This is a genomic window from Frankia sp. AgB1.9, assembly GCF_016786355.1.
GTDB lineage: Bacteria > Actinomycetota > Actinomycetes > Frankiales > Frankiaceae > Pseudofrankia.
Genome location: NZ_JADWYX010000036.1, coordinates 48,833 through 72,279 on the forward strand (window position 1 = coordinate 48,833; position 23,447 = coordinate 72,279).

A 23,447-nucleotide genomic window follows, 5' to 3' on the forward strand; every position below is an offset into this window, starting at 1 on the left:
CACTGAACTGGTGATTCTGGCTGACGCCGCGGCGCTGACCGCGCACCAGCCCGGTCGGCGCCGCGCGGGTCAGGCGTCAGCGGTTGACGAGATGGCGGATCTCGGCGTCTGGGCCGGGATAGAAAAACGTCACCTTGCCCGTATCCGACCAGCGCACCAGGAACGGCGGGTCTCCGGCTGGCGAGCGCGCCTCGATGATCTCCCCGTCCCGGTCAGGCTCACCGACAGCGTGCCGGTGGATGACGATCTGGTCGCCGACGCTCGCCTGCCCACGGCCCCTTCTGGCGTTGGCCACAGGGGCCGGCCGGGTCGGCAGGCGAGCGGGAACCGGCAGCGCGGCCTCGTGGTGCGGACTACGCGCGGCCGGACCGGTCGGCTCGTGCCGCTGGTCACAGCCCCGTGCCGGAGGACCATGGGTCGGCGGTCCAAACGACTCCATCTCCTCAGCGCCTTCGGTCGGTCGTGCGATGCCTCGAGACGTCGCAGCATGACGAAGAAGTCGGCGACCGTCCGGCGCCGATTTGTTCCGCCGGAGGAGGCACAGGTGGACGCGCAGACCGCCCCACGAGATGGCGGCTCCGGCGAGCAGAACGATCAGCGGTCCGACGAGCGCGGCGCGCTCCAGGTCTCCTCGGACGACGTGGCCCATCTGCCGGTCCATACGGTGATGACCCCACTCCTGTTCCGGCTGACCCCAGTACTTCCTGGCCCTGGCTGAGGTCCGGTCACAGGCGTGCCTTGGCAGTCTGCTCGATACGGCCGCACCCCCACCCACTTCCCATGGAATGGCGATGACCGTCCTGCAGACCCTGATCACCCGGGGCGAGGCCGCCGACACCTTCGGCGCGCCGGGCCACGTCGAGGCCAAAGAGACCCAGACCGCCACCTTGTTCTTCCTTGGCGACCACGTCTACAAGCTCAAGAAGCCGGTCCATCTTGGTCCTGTCGACCTCACGAGCCGAGCGGCGAGGCTGGCCGCATGCGAGGCGGAGGTACGTCTCAACCGCCGGCTGGCTTCGGACGTCTACCTGGGTGTCGCCGACATTCGGGACGACCGCGGCCGGCTGTGCGACCACATGGTTGTGATGCGCCGCCTTCCGGCCCAGTCCCGGCTCTCCGCGCTCATCCGACAGGGCGAGCCCGTCGACGAACAGCTCCAGGCCCTCGCCCACCAGCTCACCGGATTCCATGAGCGATGCGCCACCGGAAGGGAGATCTCCCAGGCCGGCAGTCGGGAGCACCTCGAGGCGCTGTGGATGACGGCCATCGCGAGGGTCGTCCCGTACCGCGGTCTCCTGGGCGAACCCGAGATTCTCGACGAGATCGGACGGCTCGCGCTGGGCTATCTCGCCGCTCACGGTCCGCTGCTGACCGACCGGATGCGCACCGGATGGATCCGGGAGGGCCACGGCGACCTCGACGCAGACAAGGTCTACCTCCTGCCCGATGGTCCGCGCGTTCTCGCCTGCGTCGAGTACGACCAGCGGATGCGCGTCGGCGACGTGCTGGGCGACGTCGCGCTCCTGGCGGTGGATCTCGAACGGCTGGGCGCCGCAGCCGCCGCGACGCGCTTCCTGGCGTGGTACCGCGAGTTCTCGGACGGCACCTATCCCCCGTCGCTCCAGGATGTCTACGTGGCCCACCACGCACTCCGGCAGGCGGCAGCCGCCGGGGACCGGCATGGTCACGGCGATCCGGACGCCGCGGGGGAAGCTCGACTGCTCGCCGACGCCGCGCTGGCTCATCTGCGCCGGGCACAGGTGTCAGAATCCGCAGCTTGAAGGTCCCTGCCGAGGTCGGAGTCCGGTCGAGGTCCGGGTCGGCGAGCTACTTCGGTGACAACGGCGAGGAGACAAACCATGGGCACGGACAGCACCACGGTCACGACCGAGCAGGTGTACGCGGCCGTCGAGGCCGGTGGCCTCGCGCCGTCTATCCACAACAGCCAGCCCTGGAAATGGCGGTACCGCGAGGGGACCCTGGAGCTGTACGCGGACCTCTCCCGCGCCTTGCCGGTGATCGACCCGGACCACCGCCAGATGCTGATCAGCTGTGGCGCCGCGCTGCTGAACGCCTGGCTGTCGCTGCGCGCCGCCGGCCTCGACATCGAGGTCGGTGACGTTTCCGACGGTCCTGACCTCGCCACCGCACCGGTCGCGACGCTGCGCATCGAAGGCACCCGCCCACCGACGCCGGACGAGAATCGACTCGCCGCGGCGCTCACGCTTCGGCACACCGACCGCCGCCCGTTCACCACCGCCCCGCTGCCCGCCGAGCAGGTGCACGAGCTCCGGCGGGCCGCCGAGGCGGAGGGCTGCTGGCTGGCGGCCCTGACCAGTGAGGACGCCCGGGTGGAGCTGGCGGTGCTGCTGGCGCGGGCCGACTGGGTCGAAAAGCACGACCCGGAATACCAGGCCGAGCTCGCCTCCTGGATCCGCTACGACTCCGAGGCCACCGACGGCATCCCACGCCCCACGGCCCTGTCCAGCGCCGAGCCCCGCGTCGAGGAGTTCCCAACGCGGGACTTCACCGGCGGCAGGAACGGCGAGCCGGCCAGCCCCAGCGAGGCCGAGGAGCGGGCCCGGACGGCGCAGGTCGAGCGTCCCGAGGTGCTGGTGATCGGCACCGACGCGGACGGTCCCACGGACCGCCTGCGCGCAGGTCGGGCGCTGAGCCGTGTGCTGCTCACCGCTACAGCTGCCGGACTCGCCACCTCGCCGCTCGGACAGGCGCTCGACATCGAGGCGACCCGCGCCCTGGTCCACTCCCTGACCGGCGGCACCGGACTGACCCAGATGATCCTACGGGTCGGATACCCGGACACATCCGCGCCCGAGTTGACTCCCACTCGGCGCCGTCCCATCGCCGAGGTACTCGAGCACCTCAGCGACAGCCAAGCGCGGCGCCGCTGACAGAAAAGCCAGGGCTCGTCGGGTGATCCGACGGGCCCTGGCTACATTGCTCTTGCGGTGCCGGCGCTCACCGCGGGTTCGTGATTCCCGGGCTGTTCCTAGGGTTCTCCCAGCCAACTCCCAGGTTCCACCGCCACTGTTCGTGGCATGAGCGCCAGACAGGCCCCGTCGGACAGGACGACGCCCCCAGGCAGGACAGCACCGCCCGGAGTTACCCGCGTCCCCGCCTTCGGCGAATCGCCGACCATACCCGGCCGGCGCGTTGGCCCGCCACGTGTGGACACACTCGTTCGGCAGTCGGACACGCTGCGTTCAGGCGGCGGAGGCGAGGGTGGGTCCGGCGGAGCGCCGGGCGGATGGGTCCCGCGGCCGTCGCCGGGCTGGCGGGGCCGGCTCACCGTCCGGGTGGGTCTCTCGGCTTGGGGTCTCGTGGTCGTGGCCTTGTGGTGGATGAGCACGACAGCGCGCAGCGTGCACGGCGGTGCCGCCGTGATGACCGACCTGGGGCGGGTCAGTGGGTTGCTCGCGGCGTATCTGATGCTCGTCGAGTTGCTGCTCATGGCGCGGGTGCCAGTGCTGGAACGGGCCGTCGGGCTGGATCGGCTGGCAGCCTGGCACCGCGGTCTTGGGACCAACATCGTCGTGTTGATGGTCACGCACGTGTTGCTGATTGTCTGGGGCTATGGGCTGAGCGACCATCATCAGCCTCTCTCCGAACTCTTCACGGTTGTGACCACGTACCCGGAAATGTGGAAGGCGACGATAGGCACCGTCCTGTTCGTCTCGGTCGGCGTGGCCAGCGCCCGTCGCCTCCGACCGCGGATTTCATACGAACTTTGGTATCTGCTGCACCTGACCGTGTATGCCGCAGTTCTCTTGGTCTACGGCCACCAGACGGCGAACGGCGCCGAGTTCGTTGGCCATCCGGTGAATCGTGTTCTGTGGCAGCTCATGTACGTAGCTGTCGCGGCCTGCCTGGTGATCTGGCGGCTCGTTCTCCCACTGGCCAAGATTGCCCGGCATCGGATGCGGGTGGAGCGGGTGGTCGAAGAAGCTCCAGGTGTCGTGTCGATCTGGATCCGAGGTCGGCATCTGGACGATCTGGACATCCGATCCGGCCAGTTCCTGCTGTGGCGGTTCCTAGCTCCGGGGCACTGGCTTACCGCCCATCCGTACTCGTTGTCGGCCGTGCCGCAGCCCCGCCGGCTTCGCATTACCGTCAAGGCGGCCGGCGACCACTCAGCCGCGATCGCCCGTCTTCGTCCCGGCACCTTCGTCGTCGCCGAAGGCCCGTTCGGACACTTCACCGCAGCGCGGGCGAGCCTCGGCAAGTCGCTTCTCATCGCCGGCGGCAGCGGCATCGGACCGGTGCGGGCGCTCGCCGAGGACCTGGCCGCACGGGGCGACGACGTCATCGTCGTCCATCGGGCACGCACCACCCGGGACCTCGCCCTGTGGCGGGAGCTTCGCCGGATGGCCCAGGAACCGCGACTGCTGGTGCACGGCGTCATCGGCTCCCGCAAGGAGCTTGGCTATGACCCACTGGCCGCCGACCTCATCGCGGCGTCGGTGCCCGACGTCGTCGAACGGGACGTCTTCATCTGCGGTCCGCCCGGCCTGACCCACGGTCTTGTCCGTTCGCTGCGGCTCCTTGGTCTGTCAGACGAGCAGATCCACACCGAGGAGTTCTCGCTCCGGTAGTGCCTCTCCCCGACTCGACAGGGTTCGTGGCGCGACAGGCCATCGCCGGTATGGCGGCCGGACTTCATTTCTCTCCTGGAAGGAGGCAGGCGGCGACCAGCTCGAAGGGGCTGCGCGTCGCCACCTCATATGAATCTCAACGCCGGGAAGGCATACCGGGCTCGGCTCGGTTTTGCCGGGTTGCTCGGTGCCGTCGTCGTGGTCGTCGCGGGCAAGGCCGCGGCGGGACATGGTGAGCAGGCCGCCGCGGCGATCTCCATGCCCGGGGCGACAACAGGGGCGCCCCAGCCGACCTCAAGCCAAGCACCCAGTCCCACCGTGGCGGCCGCCGCGACCGCGTCGCCGGCAACCGTCGGCACGCCCACCGCCACGACCGGCGTTGGCACGGTGAGTGGCTCGACAGGCGCGGCCTCGTCCACCCCGAGGACGGTGGTCGGCGACGTGGAGGACACCCACTACGGACCCGTGCAGGTTGAGCTCATCGTCGCCGGCGGCAAGATCACGAACGTGATCGCACTGCAGTTGCCGAACCAGGAACGGCGCGACATCGAGATCAGCTCCCAGGCCGTGCCCATCCTGCGCCAGGAGGTCCTCGCCGCGCAGAGCGCCAAGATCGACGCCGTGTCCGGTGCCTCGTTCACCAGCAGCGGCTATGCCTGGTCGGTACAGTCCGCGATCGACAAGGCCGGGCTCTAGCCATGGGCGACACAACAACGGGCACCACCCGTGATGATGGGACGACCCGCCGGGTGCACGCGGAACCGGTGATGGGAACCGTCGTCAGCATCGACGTACGCCTCCCGGCCGGCCCGGTCACCACGGCGGGGCCCGTCGGGCCCGCGAGCAACCAGCCCAAACTCACCGCCGCGGCCGTCGACGCGGCGATCGCGTCCGCGATCCTCGCGCTGCACCGGGCCGACGACGACTTCAGTACGTTCAGACCCGCGTCGTGGGTGTCCCGGCTCCGCCGCGGCGAAATCGATGTCGACGACTGCCCCGAGCACGTTCGGGAGGTGCACCGGCTCGCCACAACGTGCCGGGAGCGCACCAGAGGGTATTTCGATCCCGGCTGGCGCGCCGACGGCACGCTCGATCCCACCGGCCTGGTCAAGGGCTGGGCCGCGGACGCGGCGTCCGCCGCGCTGACCGCGGCCGGAATCACCACTCACTGTGTGAACGCCGCCGGCGACCTCCGCGCCAGCGGACAGGCGGCGCCGGGCCGGCCGTGGCGAGTCGGGATCGCCGACCCCTTCGACCGCGGCCGGTTCGTGGCCGTCCTTGAGTGCACGGATCTCGCTGTCGCGACGTCGGGGGTCGCCGAGCAGGGCCAGCACGTCGTCAACCCGCGGACGGGAGCGCCCGCTTCGGGACTCGCCTCCGTCACTGTGGTCGGGCCCGACCTGACCTTGGCCGATGCGTATGCCACCGCTGGCCTCGCCGCCGGCCTGGAAGCGTGGGACCTGCTCGCGGACCTCGGCCAGGACGGATGGGAGTGGCTGACCGTCGAGGCCGCCGGCCGGTTGCGATGCTCGCCCGGTCTGCGCCAGCAGCTGGCGCGCCACGCGTGACTCGGATCTGGCGCTGCCCCGGGCGCCTCTCGCCGACGCGCGGACGGTTAGCCGCGCTCTCGGCAGCGACCGAGCGCCCAGCGCCGGGGACTGAGGTCGGCCAGTTGGGCCAGGTGAACGAGTCCCTCACCTGGCCAGGGGACACTGGGTGGGTGGTGGCGCGAGTGAACCCGTCAATGGACGATCTGCCGGCGACCCCGGATTCGACCAAGGACGTGGCGAACCCGCGAGTCCACGTGCTGGTGGTGGACGACGAGGAGGCCATCACCGATCTCGTCGCGATGGCACTGCGCTACGAGGGATTCGAGGTCGAGACGGTGCGTTCCGGACAGGCGGCGCTGACCAGGGTCGCGCTCGACCCGCCGGACCTCCTGGTCCTGGACGTGATGCTCGGTGACATCGACGGGTTCGCGGTGTGCGAGCGGCTGCGCGGCGCCGGTCACCGCGTCCCGACGCTGTTTCTGACCGCGCGGGACACGACCCAGGACAAGGTGCGCGGCCTGACGCTCGGCGGCGACGACTACGTGACCAAGCCGTTCGCCGTGTCCGAGCTGGTCGCGCGGGTCCGCGCCATCTTGCGACGCGCCGGTTCACCGGTGCCCAGCGACGGCCATCCGGCGCCGCTGCGCTTCGCCGACCTGGAACTCGATCCCAGGACCCGGGAGGTCCGCCGCGCGGGCCGACTTGTCGAGCTGACGGCCACCGAGTTCCGGTTGCTCCAGTTTCTGCTGGCCAACGCCCGCGCCGTGCTGACCAGGGCCCAGCTGCTCGACCACGTCTGGGGACACGACTTCGGAGGGGAAGGCGGCGTGTTGGAGACCTACATCAGCTACCTCCGCCGGAAGATCGACGGCGTCGAACCGCCCTTGATCCACACTGTACGTGGCGTCGGCTACGTGTTGCGCCTGCCCCGCTAAGCCGGACCTCCGCCATGTCGCTGCGCGGCCGCCTGCTGCTGGCCCTCATCGGGCTCCTCGCGGTCGGCCTGTCCCTGGGCGCCGTCGGCACTCATCTCGCGTTGCGGTCCTACCTGATGGGTCGCCTCGATCAGCAGGTCCGCGACGCGCATCCGGTGATGGAAAAGACGCTGCTGCGTGGCACGCCCTACGGGGACAACGATCCCTACAGCTCTTCGGCGGGAGCGAGCGGCCAGGGCGACCCCGACGATCGAAACCCTCGGTTCGGCAGCTCGTACCTCGTCGGCACCTATGGCGCGTTGTATGACCGGACCGGACGCCGTTTGCTGGAGTCAAGCCCCTCCCCCGGCGGGGCACGGACGCCGACCGAGCGTCCGGCTGTCACCGTGCGCCAACTGGCCACCGCCGAGGTGCGCCCCAACCTGGCGACGGTCCCCCTGTGGACGGTGACGGCCGCCGACGGCCAGGACGACCACTTCCGGGTACTGGCCGAACGCTACGACAGCGGGGACGTCCTCATCGTCGCCGTTCCCTTCACGGAGCTGGACGCGACACTCGATCGCGTCACCCGCATTGAGATCATCGCGAGCTCCGTCATGATGGCGGCCCTGGCCGCACTGGCCTATCTCCTCATCAGGGTCGGGCTACGCCCGCTGACCCGAATCGAACACACGGCAGACGAGATCGCCTGGGGCGACCTGACGAGACGGGTCACCGACACCGACCGCCGCACCGAGGTCGGCCGGCTCGGCCGCGCCTTCAACGCGATGCTCACCCAGATCGAGGCGAGCTTCCGAGCACGAGAGGCGTCCGAACAGCGGCTACGTCGCTTCGTCGCCGACGCGAGCCACGAACTGCGCACCCCGCTCACCTCGATTCGCGGTTACGCCGAGATGTTCCACCGCGGCGCCGACAGCCGGCCGCAGGACCTCGCCATCGCGATGCGACGTATCGAGGAGGAATCCGCGCGCATGTCAGAGCTGGTCGACGACCTCCTGCTGCTCGCGCAGCTCGACCAGGGACCACCCATCGAACACGAACCGCTCGACCTCGCCGCGATGGTCCGAGACATCGGCACAGACGCCCGTGCCGTCGCACCGAACCGCCGCATCGATATCGACACGCCGCCGTTCCTCGAGATCACCGGCGATCAAGGCCGACTACGTCAGGCGGTCGGCAACCTGGTGCGCAACGCCCTCGTCCACACCCCGGCCGGGACCCCGCTGTCCCTCACCATCACCACCACCGTCGAATCCACCTCACGGCTACCGAATGCAGATCCGGACATCTCGGGAGCGACCAGGCCGGGGCCCACGCTCTCCAAGGTGGTGATCTCGGTGATCGATCACGGCCCCGGAATCCCGGCGGAAGCCGCGGACCACGTTTTCGAACGATTCTTCCGCGCGGATCCAGGGCGGTCCCGGAACGCCGGCGGCACCGGCCTGGGCCTCTCCATCGTCGCCGCGGTGGCCGCCGCCCACGGCGGCCACGCCGACTTCGAGCCGACGCCGGGCGGCGGCGCGACCTTCCGCCTCACCATCCTCCGCGGCCAAGCGCCGCACCGATTCACCGACCAGTAGCGCCGAGCGAAGCCTTCGGCCTCGGCGAGCGACAAGCGCGGACGGTCATCACCGAGTCGGTCGGCCTGCGCCGAGGCCCCATCGCCGCCGGTAGCGGCGATGTCCACGAAGTACTCCCGGCTGGTCCGGACCGCCCACAGTCGTACGGCCTCACCGGACGGGAGCGGCCGCGACCCCAGACCACGCGGCTTTGGCGCCGCTGTGCCCGATTCGGACGATCTGGACGACACTGCCGACGGCGGTCGCTATGACCAGCGCCATAGCCAGAGCTGTCACCCAGTTCGTGCCCCGCGCCACCGCATGCCGCGCTGTCGAGTGTGTCGAGCTGGCCGCGCCACCGGGCCGCGTCGGCGACGCCCAGGCGGTGGGCCGCCAGCCGTCGTTCCACAGCAGCAGCAGCGCCGCCACGAACAGTCCGGCGACCCAGGGCAGCAGCGTGTCGCCGAGCTCGGCGTGCCGCGCGATCAGCGGGTTGTCGGGAAGCCGGGCTCGCAGTTGCTCGCCGCTGTGGGAGGTGATGGGTACGAGGATCAGCGCACCAAAGGCGGCGAGCGTCGGCAGGGGGCCGAGGGCCCGGCGCAGCCGAGGCCAGAACGCCGCCACGCAGAGCATCAACGCTGTCAGCGGCACGAGCACCACCGTGGCGTGGATGATCAAAATGTGGGTCGGCAGGCCGAACACGGTCGAGGGCACGGGGTCTCCAGGCTGCGGCCGATCGGCGCGACCAGAGTTGGTGGAGGCCGATACGGCGGTCGGTTGGGCAGGTCAGGTGTCGCACGAAGATCGGGCCAAGGCGCGCCCTGGCGCCGGAAGCGCGACCACGACGTGCACCGTGCCGGCCGAGTCTGGGAAATGGCTGGGAAATCCCTGTGCATAGGACGGGAATCGACCTCATCCCCGCGCGAACCACTCGTGGTCCGCAGGTCAACTCGGACGTAACGGGAATGCGCAGGCCCGGTTCGGCGCCTTCCGGCCCAGGCGCCGTCTGGCGCCGACGCACTGGCTGGGCGGGCCGGAGGTCGTCGGACAGGGGTGCCAACGTCCCGAGACGCGGTTACCTCCTGCTGCCGCTGCTACCCCGTCGAGCGTCGATGCTGGACTTGCTGGAACCAGCGAACGAGGTGCAGGAGGCACGATGCCCGGGCAAAGCTCTCCTAGCCCACGAACGGAGCCCAGTCGCCCGACCTGGAGCCTCAACGCGATCCCGCCCGGAGAGACCGTAGAGACGCACACCGCGATCCTGACCTTCGCTGGCGACCGGGTCTACAAGCGAAAGAAGGCTCTCAACCTGGGCTTTCTCGATTTCCGGGAGCGTGAGGCCCGGCTAGCCGCCTGCGAGGCCGAGGTGGCCCTCAACAGCCGGCTGGCGCCTGATGTCTACCTTGGTGTCGCCGACCTGCGCGACGCGACCGGCCAGCTCATCGACCACCTGGTGGTGATGCGCCGGCTACCGGAGGACCGCCGACTGGCGACCCTCGTCCGGCACGGCGAGCCGGTGGGCGACGTGCTGCGGGCCATCGCGCGCCAGCTCGCCGCGTTCCACGAGACCTGCGAGACGTCCGACGAGATCGCTCAGGCGGGCAGCCGGTCGACGTTGTCCGGGCTGTGGCGGGAAGGCGTAGAGGGCGTCGCCTCCTTCCGCGATGACATCCTCGATGATGCGGTGATCGACGAGATCGACCGGCTGTCGTCGCGCTACCTCGCGGGTCGCGGGGCGTTGTTGCTGGAGCGGATGCGGTCTGGGCGGGTCCGCGACGGACACGGCGACCTGCTTGCCGACGACATCTTCTGCCTGACCGACGGGCCACGAATCCTCGACTGCCTCGACTTCGACCAGCGGCTGCGAGTCGGCGACGTGCTCGGCGACGCCGCGTTCCTGGCGATGGACCTGGAACGACTCGGCGCCGGCGGCGATGCACAGCGGTTCCTCGGCTGGTACCGGGAGTTCTCCGGCGAGACGCATCCATCGTCACTCGAGCACCTGTATATCGCCTACCGCGCGTTTGTGCGGGCCAAGGTCAGCAGCGTACGGGCCGCGCAGGGCGACCCGGACGCCGCCGACCTCGCCCGGCAGTTCGGGACGCTCGCTCTGGACCACCTGCGCCGCGGCCGCGTGCGCCTCGTCATCGTCGGCGGCCTTCCCGGTACGGGAAAGACGACCCTCGCGGGCCACCTCGCCGACGCCGAGGACGGCTGGGTGCTGCTGCGCTCCGACGTCGTGCGCAAGGAGCTCGCGGGGCTTCCTACGAACGCTCCGGCACCACCGGAACTCGCAGGACTCGGTACCGGCATCTACGCGCATGAGACGACCGACGCGGTCTACACCGAATTGCTCCGCCGGGCCGGGCACGCGCTCGCCCACGGGGAGAACGTGCTGCTCGACGCGTCCTGGTCGGCGACGACGCAGCGGACGGCTGCAGCACGGGTCGCCGCCGCGGCGAGTGCCGACCTCGTCGAGCTGTGCTGCGTGACGTCGTCTGCCGTCGCGGAGGCCCGGATCGCCCGGCGGGCAGCCGCCGGCTCGGACGCGTCCGACGCGACGTCGATGGCGGTCTACACGGCGATGGCCTCACGCACCGACCCGTGGCCGGCGGCCGCGGTCGTCGACACCGCCGTCCCGCTCGCTGAGGCCGCGGCGACCGCCTCCCGGCTGCTCCGCTAGCCGGAACCGTCAAAGGCGCAGAACAACAGGACCGTCACGTCTCAAACTCCCACAAACCGCAGGGTGGGTCCCGGCAACCGCATGGCTCTGCCCTTCGTCCCGAAGGCCGTCTCCGGGGCGACCGGCAGGCCGCACGCAGTGGGGAAGACGAGTGTTCGAGCCTGGAATCTCGAACTCGCTGGCTCCAACGGGCCGGCGTCTCGTCACCCCGCCGGTGCGCCATCCGGAGGGGCCGGTGTTTCCCCGGGAGCCGCCGATGGTCTCGACGGCATTTCGAAAAGGTCGACTTCCGGCACTTGTCGGTCATCGTGATCGGCCACGAAGAACAATGCGTCTCGGAAGCTGAAGATCCCGGCAAGCAGGTTCTGAGGGAATGTCTGCGACGCCGTGTCGTAGTCGCGGACGCTGGACACGAGAAAAACCGCGATCACAGCTACATGCGTCATTCCTCCCGGCCGCTGTTCGGCACACGGTCGGATGCTGGAGAGGCTAGGCGGGGCGGCAACACTGTGTGGCATTCGTCGTGTTCGAAAGGCGGAGGAGCGACCTGGTGGTCATCACGACGGCAGGCGGATCGGGCTTCCAACGGGGGGCGAACGTCCCTGTGCATCCACGGGCTCGGTCGAGATCCTGACGGTAGCTCTCCGTACCGGGGGGAGAGGATTTGAGGCTGGCTAGGCCGCCCGCGTCGCGCGGGCCGCGCTACACCCGCCCAACCCGATGGGAGCACAAGATGATCGTGTCCTCCGCTCGCCACGCTGCCGGTGCGGCGTTCCTGAAGGTGTCATGGCACCAGGAGCCGGTGGCCGGCTGCCTCGGCGGCGACTGGATCGACACAGTGCATCTACCCGGCGGGCAGGTCGCGGTGACGATCGGCGATGCCTCCGGGCACGACGGCCAGGCCTCCGATCTGGACCGTGTCCTACGCGCAGTCATCCGCACGGCACTCCGCGAAGGTGTCGGCGGTCACGCCGTCGGGGAACCGTTGCGGCCCGTCCGATCCGCATGACCCGCTCGTCCTACTCGCCCGCGGCCTCAGCCGATCCTTCCGGCGGTTCGAGCGTGGCGAGAACGACGAGCCCGAAGCAGCGTGTCTCGGCGGCCGGTCGAGGCTTGGCCGTGACCGAGATGGCCAGCGTCGCTGTTGACGATGTGCTTGCTCGGGTCGGGTCAAGCGGTGCTGGGCTCACCGCGACGTCGGCGCGTCAGCGACTGGACGACGTCGGCCCGAACGCCGTCATGTCGCACCGCGCGCGCTTCCTGCCAGTGCTCTGGCACCAGCTGCGTTCGCCGCTGCTGGGTCTATTGCTCACGGCCGCCGCCGCGTCGTACTTCGTCGGAGAACGCAGCGACGCGATCATCATCGCCGTCATCGTGGTTCTCTCGGTCGGGCTCGGCCTTGTCAACGAGTACCGGGCGGAGAAGGCGGCCGAGGCACTGCACTCACAGGTCACCCGCCGCGCGCTGACCATACGTGACGGGCAGCCCACCACCGTCGACGTCGCAGCGCTGGTGCCAGGAGATGTGGTCGAACTGCAGCTCGGCGACGTCGTCCCCGCGGATCTACGCCTGATCGCCTGCTCTGATCTCGCCTGCGATGAGTCCGTCATCACCGGGGAGTCGCTCCCCGTCGACAAGAACACTGCTGTCGTGTCCCCTGACGCGGTACTGGCTGAGCTGACGGGCTCTGCGCTCATGGGCACGGTCGTGCATTCCGGTACCGGTCGTGGGGTGGTCGTGGCCACAGGCGCCGCGAGCGCATTCGGGCGCATCGCCGCGGGCCTGACCAGTCACCAGACCGAGACAGCGTTCCAGGTTGGGCTGCGCCGGTTCTCCATGCTTCTCGTCTATGTGGCCGCCGCCCTGACCACGGGGATCTTCGTGGCCAACGTGCTGCTTCACAAACCGATCCTCGATGCCCTCCTGTTCTCCCTCGCGATCGCTGTCGGGATCACGCCCCAGTTGCTCCCGGCGGTCGTCTCGACCAGCCTGGCTTCCGGATCCCGCCAGATGGCAAAGCAGCGTGTGCTCGTCAAGCGCCTCGTCTGCATCGAGGACCTCGGTGACGTCGACACTCTGTTCACGGACAAGACCGGTACGCTCACCGAGGGCCGGATCAGCTTCATGCGCGCTGTGCCCACCGGCTCTATCCAGCAACGCGATGTGCTGCGGTGGGGATTGCTCTGCACCGACCGGGCCGTCGACGGCGCGCGGACGTCGCACGGGAACCCGTTGGACGCGGCCTTGTGGGAATCCCCCGCCGCCGCGGAGGTTTCTCGCGATCTGGTGATCCAGACGACGGTGGCGGTCTTGCCGTTCGATCACGAACGTCGCATGATCACAGTCCTCGTCCGCGACGCCGACGGACGTCAAATCCTGATTGCAAAGGGAGCACCTGAGACGGTGCTCGACCGCTGTGTCGACGTGACCGCGGACGCTCGCACGGCCCTCGACGCCGAGTTCGCCGCGGGAAACCGGGTGGTTGCGGTCGCCACCCGACCCGCGCCCGGCCTGACCACGGTGGCCGCCGCCGACGAGGCCGAACTACACCTCGCCGGCCTGCTGGTATTCCTCGACGCGCCCAAGCCCAGCGCTGCGGCGGCACTAAGGCGACTGACAGATCTCGGCATCACCGTCAAGATCGTCACTGGGGACAACGCCGTGGTCGCCGCCAAGGTCTGCGACGACCTCGGTCTGCCCGCCGCGGCCGTCCTGACCGGCGCCGCCATCGACGCACTCGAGGACGACGCACTCGCCGCCGCGATCCCCGCGACCACCGTGTTCGCCCGGGTCAGCCCCGAGCAGAAGGCTCGCATCGTCACGATGCAGCGCCAAAGCGGCCGCGACGTCGCCTTCCTCGGCGACGGGGTCAACGATGCTCTCGCGCTGCACGCCGCCGATGTCGGTATCTCGGTGGACTCCGCCGTCGACGTCGCCAAGGACGCCGCCGATGTGATCCTGCTCGAGAAGGAGCTCGACGTACTGGCCAACGGCGTCGTCGAAGGACGTCGTGTTTTCGCCAACACCATCAAGTATGTCCTGATGGGGACATCGAGCAACTTCGGCAACATGGCCTCCGCGGCCGGCGCCTCGCTCCTGCTGGCCTTCCTGCCTATGCTGCCCTCGCAGATACTGCTCAACAATCTGCTCTACGACACCAGCCAGCTTGCAATCCCGACCGACAACGTCGACCAGGACCAGCTCCGCAAACCCTCGCACTGGGACATCCGGTTCATCCGCCGCTTCATGCTCTACTTCGGCCCACTCAGCTCAGTGTTCGACTTCCTCACATTCGGGCTGATGCTCTGGGTCTTCCATGCTGGCGCCGCACAGTTCCATTCTGGCTGGTTCGTCGAGTCGTTGGCAACCCAAACATTGGTCATTTTTGCCATTCGTACGCGCCGCATTCCGTTCTTCCGTAGCAAGCCCAGCCTTCCGCTCACACTAGCCGCCATCGGCGTCGTCGTCGTCGGTGCCGTCATCCCCGAAACGCCGCTGGCTCACGCCCTTGGATTCGCACCACTACCCTTCGGATACTTCCTGACGCTCGTCGCCATGATCGCCGGATACCTGGCCCTCATCGAGACCGGCAAGCGACTCTTCTACCGCCTCAGCTCACAGCAGCCGACTACTCCGCCCATGCCGGCTGGACACCGCCACCTTCGCCGGCGCGCGGGCCGTTTCAGCACCGGCTGATCGCCCCGTCACCAGGTTCCGTATCGGCGATCGTTACGTCGCGCGGAGGTCGGCGATGCCGTGCAGAGCGTCGGCGTCATCTCTGTAAGACCGCTGGTCCGGCGGTCGTTCATGGTCTACATCGGCGGAAGGAACGAATGTGAGCATCGAGGACAGCCGGGAGATTCTCGTGGGAATCGACGGCTCGCCGGGTTCGGAGTCTGCCCTGCGCTGGGCCTATGCGACGGCGCGTCTGGAGAGCCGGCCTGTGACCGCCCTGCTGGGCTGGACGGCCGACGGCGTACCTCGGCCCGTCTACCAGGCGGCCGCCAACGTCGACCACCTCGGGCTCATGAAGGCCGCGGACCTCACCTTGGACCGCGTGATCACACACGTCCCCATGCCCGACCCGCCGGTAGAGCTGCGCCGGCTCGTCGTCGCCGGAGATCCCGTGCAGGCGCTCGCCGACAACGCCAGGACCGCCGCAATGATCGTGGTCGGTCCACGCGAACCCGGTATCGCGCATCGCATCACGGCCGGGTCCGTGGCCCAACGCCTGCTGCACTGCCAGGCCAGTCCCGTCATCGTCGTCCATGGCCCGCAAACCGATGCCGGTTCACGCGGCGGGCGGCCGATCGTGGTCGGTGTCGACGGCTCGGCGCCTTCCAGTGCCGCTGTGCGCTGGGCGCTCACTCAGGCCACCGAGCGCGAGGCTCCCCTACACCTGGTGCACGCGTACAGCATCTACGTGACTCCGCCCGGACCGCCGTTGGTCGACTTCTACCCGTCACTTCAGCGGAACGCCGAGCGGCTGCTCGCCGACGTGATGGGGTCGGACATCGACACCGGCGCCGGGGTCGAGATCCACCGGATCGCCGTCGACGAGTTCCCCAGCCGCGGGCTGCTGCAGGCCGCCCGGGATGCCCAGCTCCTGGTCGTCGGCTCCCGGGGCAGGGGCGGCTTCACCGAACTCGTCCTGGGCTCGACCGCGCACCAGTGCATGCTGCATGCGCAGTGCCCCGTCGCCGTCCTACGTTCCTAGCCCGCGCGACCCCGGGAACGAGCGGGCGGCCGCATGCGGCGTCCGGAATGCCGCCGCCACCTCGCCGGAAAGATCTGCCCGGGTGACTCGCCGCACCCTCTCACTCGTCTCGCGGGATCTCGCGCAAGCGGCTCGGGCGAGGCGTGTGGAAAACGGCCTCCGAGACGATGTCTCCGCGCTGCTGCTCGAAAGCGCGCAGCGTTTGCGCGTGCCTGGAGTCAGGACCGGCCTGGTAGGGCCCTTCAGCCTGTACGTCATCCGGCTCGACGTCGGCGTCTTCGGAACTCGCGCGCTCCACAATGAAGTCGTCCGCGAAGTCGCTCGTCGTCATACCCTTCTCGATCGACCTCGCGACCATTTTCTCGCGCCACTTGTCCCGATGGTAGTCACGAAGGCCACTGAGGACGGTGGCGGTGAGGCCCGCCGCCGTTAGGACGATGCCCACGGCCGTATAGGGCGATCCGGAGATAGCGAAGGTGAAGACTGCGCCGACGACGAGGAGCCCGAAGCTGAATACGGTGATCATGTCATATCTGTTCCCACGCGGACGGCGGTCAAGGTAAGCCGGAGGTCACGTCACGGCGGTGCATAGATCGCACACAGCAGGACCTTCGGCATGCTCGCCGACGGCGCCGCACCTCGTGCCGGGGCCGTTTCAACGCCTGGCGGTCGAGAAGGCCAGCGGGTGCGCCTGACATAGGCAACGGCAGGTCGTCATCGGTCTGACCGATAGCCTGGACCCGCTCGCGGAATGCGTCCTGCTGGTCCGCGGCCAGTACCCGCGCCGGCTCTACGACCTGGTCACAGGCCTGGACCGGTGGCGGCCTCGCGAGCGACTCACGCAGTGCCGTGGGCGCCGCCTGCGCACGGCATGCCGCTGCCCGGGCCCGCTCGGGCGGGTCCGGGTAGCTGACGTGCGGATCACCTGAAGGTATGCGTGGGCCCGCCGACGACGAGCAGGTCGACCAGCTCGGTCTTCATCCGGTCGGCGCGACCTGCCGCGACCGCCTCGGCGACGGTCCTGGCGTTACCGGACATCGACTCGGCCGTGACCAAAGGCGAGTTCCTCGGCCGGGCCAGTGCGTCGCAGGTGCAGCAGACCGAGGCCAGTCAGCAGCAGCAGCATCACGCCACCGAGCACGAAGCTGGCGATTGCCGCGACGAGCGCGATCTGGCCGAGCTTCCAGAACCCGTAGGCCTCCAGCAGCAGACCTCGCAGCGTCTCGCCCCGGAACAGCGTCTGCACCTGACCGGCGAGCTTGGCGTTGGTCGGGTCGGCCTGGGCCTTCGTGCTGACCTCGGCGTAGGTCTGGCCGCCGGCGACCTCGGTCAGGTGAACCTTGATGAAGTGGTCCGCGTAGGCCTCGGCCTGCGGCCCGGTGACCAGCTGCTGGCCGGCGTACTGGTTCAGATAGGGACCGATACGGGGGTCGGCCAATGCCTGGCCTCCCTTGGCCGGGAAATAGATCTGCTCGGCGGCGAGCTGGTTGCGATATGCGCGCCCGCAGCGAGGACGCATGGCCGAGGAGTCAGCTGACAGCGCTTCCGCCAGCGCCGCGCCAACCGATGACCATCGGCCGACGCGGCGCGCTCGCAAGCTGCACGGCTACCCGGCGACGAGGGTCGCCGCTCCGATCGGGTTGGTCTCGACGGCGGCGACCGGCTCGGGGCGGACGACGGCGACGTCGCAGGCCGCGTGCAGGACGCACTGGTGGCTCACGGAACCGAGCAGCAGACGCGCGAGGCCGCCGTGCCCTCGGGTGCCGACGACAAGCAGCTGGCTGTCGCGGGCCTCGCGCAACAGGGCACGAACCGCCGAGTCGGGCGACAGGACGGTGTCGACGGTGATGTCCAGCGCGCCGTCGAGGCCCAGCGCCACCGCCTGGGCGAGAACGTCGGTCGCCCGGCGGACGAGTGAGCTTTGCGCGGCGACGAGTACCTCGGCGTACATCGGGTCGTAGCCTCCCGAGGCATGCACCACGCGTAGGGGCACCCCGCGGACCGCCGCGGAGTGCGCCGCCCAGCGCAGCGCGGCAATCGACAGATCCGACCCGTCGATGCCGACGACGACCGGACGCCGATCGGGCTCGACGACCGCGTCGCGGGAGCGGACGACCACGACGGGAATCGGCGCGTGCGCCACGATGCCCTGGCTGACCGAGCCGGCGGTCATCCGATGGAGGGGATCGTGGCTGCGCTCGCCGACAACCAGCAGGTCATAGTTCCGAGCCGCCGCGACCACCGCCGGCACCGGGCTGCCCTGGACGGCCATGCGGCGCACCTCGACGCCGGCAGGCGGCGCACCCGTTCGCCCAACGACGCGCTCCAGCATTTCCTGGGCGGCCGCAGCGAGCCCGTCACGGTCGTCACGAGTCGTGGCACCCACCCCGGCGGCCACGCTGTCGCCGGTCCATACCAGCAGCGCCGTCACCGTCGGCGCCGTGTTCCTTCCTCTGCAGCCGGCGGCCCACAGCCCGGCCTCCCGAAGCGCCCACCGCAGCGCCGCCTCGGAGCCCGCCGAGCCGTCGACCCCCACCAGAATGCGCACCGAGCTGTCCATGTCCCACGCTCCAGGTCCGTTGCGGTACCCGCTGTCACTTTCGGGCCGCCGACCCCGACGCTGTGTCGCGATCCTCGCGGATCGCGGCAGATCGGCCTCCGACGGCGATCGACCCGTGATCACTGTCCCATCGCCGCCAGCCGGTGAGCCTCTGTCACCCAGCCGCTCGCGCCGGTGCGTTCGTCCCGCGAGGCAGGGGTCCGATCGGCCCGCGTCCGCCCGGACGTGAGCGTTGGGAGTCCGCCTCTTCCCCGTTCCGCCCCCCAGGACGGGACGTCCCGATCGGGCCGCCAGCCGCTCTGTCGGGCAACACTGGCTGGGACGCAGGTCGACGACCAGGACGACCTCGAGAGGAGTACGCAATGCGCATCGAGCAGGTCATGACGTCTCCGGTGTCGGCCGTGGCACCCGAGACACCCGTGAAGGACGTGGCGATGTGGCTGGTCCGGCACGGCTTCGGCGCGGTGCCCGTGGCCGGCTCGGACGGGCGACTAATCGGAATCATCACCGAGGCCGACCTGATGGCCATCGAGGAGACGCCCGACCCAGGCCTCCACGCCCGCCGAGACCTGCCCGAGGAGGCCCCGTCACCGCACACCGCGGCGGATGTGATGACCACACCCGTGATCGCCGTCCGGGTCGGTACCGACACCGCCGACGTCATCAGGATCATGCGAACGGAACACCTCACCCGCGTCCCCGTCCTCGACGAGGACAGCCGCCCGGCCGGCATCGTGAGCAGAAGCGATCTCGTCAGGCTGCTGACCCGCCCCGACGCGGAGATCGAGGTCGACGTCCGCCGCATCCTCGCGCCCTGGCCCGTCGTCGGCGTGACCGACATCCGCGTGGCCGCGGGCGAGGTCACCCTCGACACCTCGACCGGGCCAGGCCGTCCGCTTCTTGATCACCTGATCCGCGCGATCCCCGGAGTGATCAGCGTGAGATATGCCCCGACGACCGCCGGAGCGTCCGCGTAACCATCGGCAGGACGGGCACCACCGAACCCGGAGCTCTGACGAAGACCTGGATGGTGCGGTGCCGCACGGTTCCCCCGACCTGGACATGCACGGGTACAGCGCACGACGGGGACCGAGCATCGTTTGAATCTGCTTCCAGTCGACGTCGACCGCATAGGCCATCGTCGCCGCGGTGTGCCGTAGGGCCTGCGGACCAAGGTGCAGTAGGCCCGCCGATTTGCACAGCGAGCCAGGTGGGTCCTCGACCACGCCCACACCCACCAGCTACTCGTTCGGGCCTTCGACCCCGCGCAGCACCATCCATCCTCAGGCCCAGGCGCTGAACTGCTGCGCCGCCAGATCGCCGACTGCGACGGCAAACTCGCCATCCACCGCGAAGCCCTCGAAGACGGCGGCGCCGCCGAGACGATCCTGGGATGGATCAACGAGGTGACCGCACGACGCCAAGCCGCCGCAGCTCAACTGACCCTGCTCACATCGAGCGGGGGCATGGACGGACGACAGACCACGCTCACCGGCCGACAGATCCAAGAGCTGATCGTGGGAGTCGGAGGCATCTTCACCGCACTCAAGACCGCCGACGCGGCAGACAAGGCCAAGCTCTACCAGGAGCTGGGACTGCAGCTGACCTACGACGATCTGACCAAGGAGATCAAGGCCGAGGCCAAACCAACATCATCTGCTGGCGTATTGGTTGTGTCCGAGGGGGACTTGACCCATTCGTACATGCCCGGTCTCCGTGAAGTATTCGACCTCGCCCTCTTGGCGGCGGGGAACGGTGAGCACCGATGACGGACGCCGAAATGCCGGTCGCCGCTGGTGTTGGAACCCGATCAGACCCGAGTCACCTGCCATCGAGCGCCTTGAAGTCTCCGCCTATGGCTCCCCCGGCCAACCAGCGGCTCGCGCTCCACGCGGTGACCACCCTGATCTCCGTCGTCGTCGCCTTGAGTTTCCTGTTCGGATTGGGCAACGTCTGGGCGTTGGGTATCAGGCTCGGTGTCCCTGCCTACATTGCCCCACTAGTCGCGCCGGTCGTTGATCTGTCTGTCGTCATCCTTGCCCTCAACACCACAGAACCGATCATCGACGGCCACGTCCAGATCATCAGCCACGACCCGATCGACGGCCACCACGCCCTGACCGCGATCACCGACCCGGTCATCACCGTTAACGGCCGCCGCGTCGCCGGGATGCGGTTCACCGACCGCCGCGTCGACGCGCTGCTCACCGCGATCCTCGTCTTCCGCCTCCTTCCGACGGCTTCACCAATCGGGACCTGCGCACCCACCTCGCGCCCCTGCTCGGACGTCACCGAGCACCATCAGCAGCGGACAGATGAGCTACGACCTCCGCCGCCTACGCCTCCACGGAATCATCGAACGCATCCCCGGCAGCACCGCCACCACGTCACCCCCGACGGCCGACGCCACGCGATGTTCCTGACCCGGCTCCATCACCGAGTCATCGCCACCGGCCTCGACGACCTCACCCGCACCGACGACGAGCCACCAGCGTTACGCAAGGCCGCCAACGCCTACTACACCGCCCTTGGCCAGCTCATCCACCAAGCCGGACTCGCTGCCTGACCCACAGCTCACAAACTTGACCCACCCTCGACGGCTTCGCCCGTCCAAGCCCTCTAGGCCGCGGCGAGCAGCAGCAACGACCGGCTCTCGGCGGGCAGCTGGCGGGCGCGGCGCCGGAACATCTCCTCCGCGCCGCCGGGCACCGTCATCGCGCCAGGCAGGGCGAATCCGCCGGCCAGCGGCGCGGCGGCCAGTTCGCGTGGCAGTTCCACGAGCGCCAGCGGGTTGCCCCGCGTCTCGGCCACAAACTGGTCACGCACCCCCTGATCCAGCTTCACAGTCAGGGACCTGGCTTCGTAGGTGACAACGGGAACCAGATGTATGAACCGCCCCGGGGTGTCCGGAGGCTCAGGTTGTTGAGTGGCTGGCCCCGGCCTCGGCGGGAGCCTTGTGTCGTTCACGGTGGGCGGTTTCGAGTTCGGCGGGCGGTAGGTCGCCGCAGGCATGGTGCAGGCGGCGGTCGTTGTACCAGTCGACCCATTCCAGCGTCGCGACCTCGACCTGGTCGGCGGTCTTCCAGGGTCCGCGGGGTTTGATCAGTTCGGTCTTGTAGAGGCCGATCGTGGTCTCGGCCAGGGCGTTGTCGTAGGCGTCGCCGACGCTGCCGACGGACGGGTCGGCGCCGGCGGCGGTGAGGTGTTCGGTGAACGCGATCGAGGTGTACTGGCTGCCGGCGTCGCTGTGGTGGACCAGGCCCGCGGGCGGGCTGGCTCCTTGCCTGCGGCGGGTCCAGAGGGCGTGTTCGAGTGCGTCGAGGACGAGGTCGGTGCGCATGCTGGTCGCCGCGCGCCAGCCGAGGATGCGCCGGGCGTAGGCGTCGATGACGAACGCGACGTAGACCGTGCCCGTCCAGGTCGGGACGTAGGTGAAGTCCGCGACCCAGGTTCGGTCCGGGGCCGGTGGGTCGAACCGGCGGCCCACCATATCCGCGGGACGCGCGGCGGCCGGGTCGGGAATCGTGGTCCGGCGCTGGCGGCCACGGCGGACGCCTTCCAGGCCGAGGTCGCGCATGAGCCGCTCCACGGTGCAGCGGGCAACCGGGACGCCTTGGCGGTTGAGCGCCAGCCAGACCTTGCGCGCTCCGTAGACGCCGTAGTTGTCCTCGTGCACCTGGCGGATCAGCGGCTTCAGCTCCGCGTCCCGGCGCGCCCGGCTGCTCGGAACCCGTGCCAACGCGTCGTAGTAGGTGGACGGGGCGAACTGCAGACCATGCTCCGAGAGCACCCCGCAGATCGGCTCGACGCCCCAGCGCAGCCCACCGTCCGTGCGGTCGGCGTGCTCACGGACGAACCTCACGAGAACCTCGAGTCTGTGCGGCGCGGCGACACGTTCACGGCAGCCTCCAGATCTTAAGCCTGAAGTCGAGCTCCGCACCGTGTGCAGTCACGACGAGGCAGCCGTCCGGGCTGAACGCCGCATCCGTTATGCGTCCGGCCTGCAACATCGCATTCGCGATCGGCTGCGGGCGTGCTGGGTCACTGATATCCCACAGAACTTGATCGGGATCAGGACCGGCGGTGACGAGCAGGCGACCGTCTGGACTGATCGCCGCGTGGGGGCCAGCCGACGACGGACAGTCGATGCGGGCAAGGCGGACTGGGGCCTCAGTGCTGGATATGTCCCAGAGATCGGTCGCTCCGGTCCCGTCAGCCTCGTGAGCCGCACAGGTCACCAAGATCCGATCATTAGGGCTGAACAATACCTGGTGCGCGCCGTCGTCGGTTGTCATCAGAGAGGCAAGCTCCACCACGCGGGCCGGGTTCGCGACGTCCCAGAGGGCGGCCGTCAGTCCCCAGCCAGCGACCGCAAGCAGGCGGCCAGAACGGCTAAAAGCCACGGTCTCGGCGATGTCCCGCCGGTCGAGCACCTCCGGCGCTCTGACGTCCATCGCTGTCAGTTTGACCGGGGCGGACAGGTCGGCCGTTTCCCAGAGAGTCACGCGGCGGTCCATGTCCGCTACGGCGAGGACGTTTCCCTGCGGACTGAATGCCAAGCCGGTGACCAGACTCCCCGCCACGAGCACGGCCATCGGCCTGGGACGCTTTATGCGCTCCATGCTCCAGATGACCACTTGGTCTTCCCCGCCGGTGACAAGCGCTCTACCGCCCGGTGCGATGGCCGCGCACTGGACCCAGTCACGGGCATGTATCCGAAGCCGCGAATTCGCAAACCGCCGAGGGTGCGTCGGGGCGTCAAGATGCCATGCCAGCAGCCTGTTCTTGGAAATTGATAGCAGCGATCGGCCAGCTCGGTCAAACCCGACA

24 protein-coding genes are annotated in these 23,447 nt (G+C 69.2%); 15 read left to right on the top strand and 9 right to left on the bottom strand.

From position 1 onward, the window contains the following. Window positions 1–76 precede the first annotated feature (76 nt). On the bottom strand, window positions 77–439 hold the full coding sequence (locus tag I6A60_RS43560; RefSeq protein ID WP_307873713.1) for a DUF1918 domain-containing protein: 363 nt from the start codon (window positions 437–439) through the stop codon (window positions 77–79). A 105-nt stretch (window positions 440–544) separates the two neighbouring features. On the opposite strand from I6A60_RS43560, the gene I6A60_RS41725 reads away from it, so the two are divergent. From I6A60_RS41725 to I6A60_RS16500, 8 genes are all read left to right on the top strand, one after another. After that, window positions 545–718 carry a hypothetical protein gene (locus I6A60_RS41725; protein ID WP_238435571.1) on the top strand — a complete coding sequence of 58 codons (174 nt, stop codon included), beginning with the start codon at window positions 545–547 and terminating at the stop codon, window positions 716–718. Window positions 719–791: 73 nt separating this feature from the next. After that, entirely contained in the window at window positions 792–1,781 is a 990-nt protein-coding gene (locus tag I6A60_RS16470; RefSeq protein WP_203015010.1) for a hypothetical protein, read from the top strand. 78 nt (window positions 1,782–1,859) lie between these two features. After that, window positions 1,860–2,912 carry a nitroreductase family protein gene (locus tag I6A60_RS16475; protein WP_203015012.1) on the top strand — a complete coding sequence of 351 codons (1,053 nt, stop codon included), beginning with the start codon at window positions 1,860–1,862 and terminating at the stop codon, window positions 2,910–2,912. Window positions 2,913–3,362: 450 nt separating this feature from the next. Further along, entirely contained in the window at window positions 3,363–4,613 is a 1,251-nt protein-coding gene (locus I6A60_RS16480) for a ferredoxin reductase family protein (RefSeq protein ID WP_307873714.1), read from the top strand. A 129-nt stretch (window positions 4,614–4,742) separates the two neighbouring features. After that, window positions 4,743–5,309 carry an FMN-binding protein gene (locus tag I6A60_RS16485; protein ID WP_203015015.1) on the top strand — a complete coding sequence of 189 codons (567 nt, stop codon included), beginning with the start codon at window positions 4,743–4,745 and terminating at the stop codon, window positions 5,307–5,309. A 2-nt stretch (window positions 5,310–5,311) separates the two neighbouring features. Beyond that, window positions 5,312–6,181 (top strand): FAD:protein FMN transferase, encoded by an 870-nt coding sequence (locus I6A60_RS16490; RefSeq protein WP_238435572.1) that lies wholly within the window; start codon window positions 5,312–5,314, stop codon window positions 6,179–6,181. Window positions 6,182–6,357: 176 nt separating this feature from the next. Continuing rightward, window positions 6,358–7,098, top strand: a complete 741-nt coding sequence (locus I6A60_RS16495) for a response regulator transcription factor (protein WP_203015016.1) — start codon at window positions 6,358–6,360, stop codon at window positions 7,096–7,098. Between the two features lie 14 nt (window positions 7,099–7,112). Further along, a complete protein-coding gene (locus I6A60_RS16500) occupies window positions 7,113–8,678 on the top strand; it encodes a cell wall metabolism sensor histidine kinase WalK (protein ID WP_203015018.1) in 1,566 nt (521 codons plus the stop codon). Window positions 8,679–8,828: 150 nt separating this feature from the next. Here the strand turns inward: I6A60_RS16500 and I6A60_RS16505 are convergent, their stop codons facing one another. Then, window positions 8,829–9,371, bottom strand: coding sequence for a DUF2231 domain-containing protein (locus tag I6A60_RS16505; RefSeq protein WP_203015020.1), 543 nt, complete (start codon window positions 9,369–9,371; stop codon window positions 8,829–8,831). A gap of 442 nt (window positions 9,372–9,813) precedes the next feature. Between I6A60_RS16505 and I6A60_RS16510 the strand changes: the two genes are divergently transcribed. Next, window positions 9,814–11,340 carry an AAA family ATPase gene (locus tag I6A60_RS16510; protein WP_203015021.1) on the top strand — a complete coding sequence of 509 codons (1,527 nt, stop codon included), beginning with the start codon at window positions 9,814–9,816 and terminating at the stop codon, window positions 11,338–11,340. A 203-nt stretch (window positions 11,341–11,543) separates the two neighbouring features. Here the strand turns inward: I6A60_RS16510 and I6A60_RS44040 are convergent, their stop codons facing one another. Next, window positions 11,544–11,858 carry a LemA family protein gene (locus tag I6A60_RS44040; protein ID WP_374210151.1) on the bottom strand — a complete coding sequence of 105 codons (315 nt, stop codon included), beginning with the start codon at window positions 11,856–11,858 and terminating at the stop codon, window positions 11,544–11,546. A 215-nt stretch (window positions 11,859–12,073) separates the two neighbouring features. Between I6A60_RS44040 and I6A60_RS16520 the strand changes: the two genes are divergently transcribed. The 3 genes from I6A60_RS16520 (at window position 12,074) to I6A60_RS43565 (ending at window position 16,057) form a co-directional block, all read left to right on the top strand. Continuing rightward, entirely contained in the window at window positions 12,074–12,349 is a 276-nt protein-coding gene (locus I6A60_RS16520) for a hypothetical protein (RefSeq protein ID WP_203015025.1), read from the top strand. Between the two features lie 119 nt (window positions 12,350–12,468). Continuing rightward, a complete protein-coding gene (mgtA, locus tag I6A60_RS16525; RefSeq protein ID WP_238435584.1) occupies window positions 12,469–15,036 on the top strand; it encodes a magnesium-translocating P-type ATPase in 2,568 nt (855 codons plus the stop codon). Between the two features lie 139 nt (window positions 15,037–15,175). Continuing rightward, window positions 15,176–16,057 carry a universal stress protein gene (locus I6A60_RS43565; RefSeq protein WP_203015028.1) on the top strand — a complete coding sequence of 294 codons (882 nt, stop codon included), beginning with the start codon at window positions 15,176–15,178 and terminating at the stop codon, window positions 16,055–16,057. 100 nt (window positions 16,058–16,157) lie between these two features. Here I6A60_RS43565 and I6A60_RS16535 read toward each other — a convergent pair whose 3' ends face one another. The 3 genes from I6A60_RS16535 to I6A60_RS16545 all read right to left on the bottom strand — a co-directional run bounded on the left by I6A60_RS16535 (window position 16,158) and on the right by I6A60_RS16545 (window position 18,617). Then, the gene (locus I6A60_RS16535) at window positions 16,158–16,583 is read right to left on the bottom strand and encodes a hypothetical protein (RefSeq protein WP_203042317.1); all 426 of its coding nucleotides are present in this window, start codon (window positions 16,581–16,583) and stop codon (window positions 16,158–16,160) included. 501 nt (window positions 16,584–17,084) lie between these two features. Next, the gene (locus I6A60_RS16540; RefSeq protein ID WP_203015034.1) at window positions 17,085–17,576 is read right to left on the bottom strand and encodes a hypothetical protein; all 492 of its coding nucleotides are present in this window, start codon (window positions 17,574–17,576) and stop codon (window positions 17,085–17,087) included. An 87-nt stretch (window positions 17,577–17,663) separates the two neighbouring features. Next, the gene (locus I6A60_RS16545) at window positions 17,664–18,617 is read right to left on the bottom strand and encodes a universal stress protein (protein WP_203015036.1); all 954 of its coding nucleotides are present in this window, start codon (window positions 18,615–18,617) and stop codon (window positions 17,664–17,666) included. A 362-nt stretch (window positions 18,618–18,979) separates the two neighbouring features. Between I6A60_RS16545 and I6A60_RS16550 the strand changes: the two genes are divergently transcribed. From I6A60_RS16550 to I6A60_RS41730, 3 genes are all read left to right on the top strand, one after another. Then, window positions 18,980–19,594, top strand: a complete 615-nt coding sequence (locus I6A60_RS16550; RefSeq protein ID WP_203015044.1) for an HPP family protein — start codon at window positions 18,980–18,982, stop codon at window positions 19,592–19,594. A 429-nt stretch (window positions 19,595–20,023) separates the two neighbouring features. Further along, complete coding sequence (locus I6A60_RS16555) at window positions 20,024–20,386, top strand: hypothetical protein (RefSeq protein ID WP_203015045.1); 363 nt, start codon at window positions 20,024–20,026, stop codon at window positions 20,384–20,386. Between the two features lie 86 nt (window positions 20,387–20,472). Next, window positions 20,473–21,183 carry a hypothetical protein gene (locus I6A60_RS41730; RefSeq protein ID WP_238435573.1) on the top strand — a complete coding sequence of 237 codons (711 nt, stop codon included), beginning with the start codon at window positions 20,473–20,475 and terminating at the stop codon, window positions 21,181–21,183. 53 nt (window positions 21,184–21,236) lie between these two features. On the opposite strand, the gene I6A60_RS16565 is transcribed toward I6A60_RS41730, so the two are convergent. The 3 genes from I6A60_RS16565 to I6A60_RS16575 all read right to left on the bottom strand — a co-directional run bounded on the left by I6A60_RS16565 (window position 21,237) and on the right by I6A60_RS16575 (window position 23,212). Further along, window positions 21,237–21,443 (bottom strand): hypothetical protein, encoded by a 207-nt coding sequence (locus I6A60_RS16565; protein ID WP_203015046.1) that lies wholly within the window; start codon window positions 21,441–21,443, stop codon window positions 21,237–21,239. A gap of 88 nt (window positions 21,444–21,531) precedes the next feature. Then, window positions 21,532–22,479 carry an IS3 family transposase gene (locus I6A60_RS16570; RefSeq protein WP_203015047.1) on the bottom strand — a complete coding sequence of 316 codons (948 nt, stop codon included), beginning with the start codon at window positions 22,477–22,479 and terminating at the stop codon, window positions 21,532–21,534. Between the two features lie 34 nt (window positions 22,480–22,513). Next, on the bottom strand, window positions 22,514–23,212 hold the full coding sequence (locus I6A60_RS16575) for a WD40 repeat domain-containing protein (protein WP_203015048.1): 699 nt from the start codon (window positions 23,210–23,212) through the stop codon (window positions 22,514–22,516). Window positions 23,213–23,447: the final 235 nt, after the last annotated feature.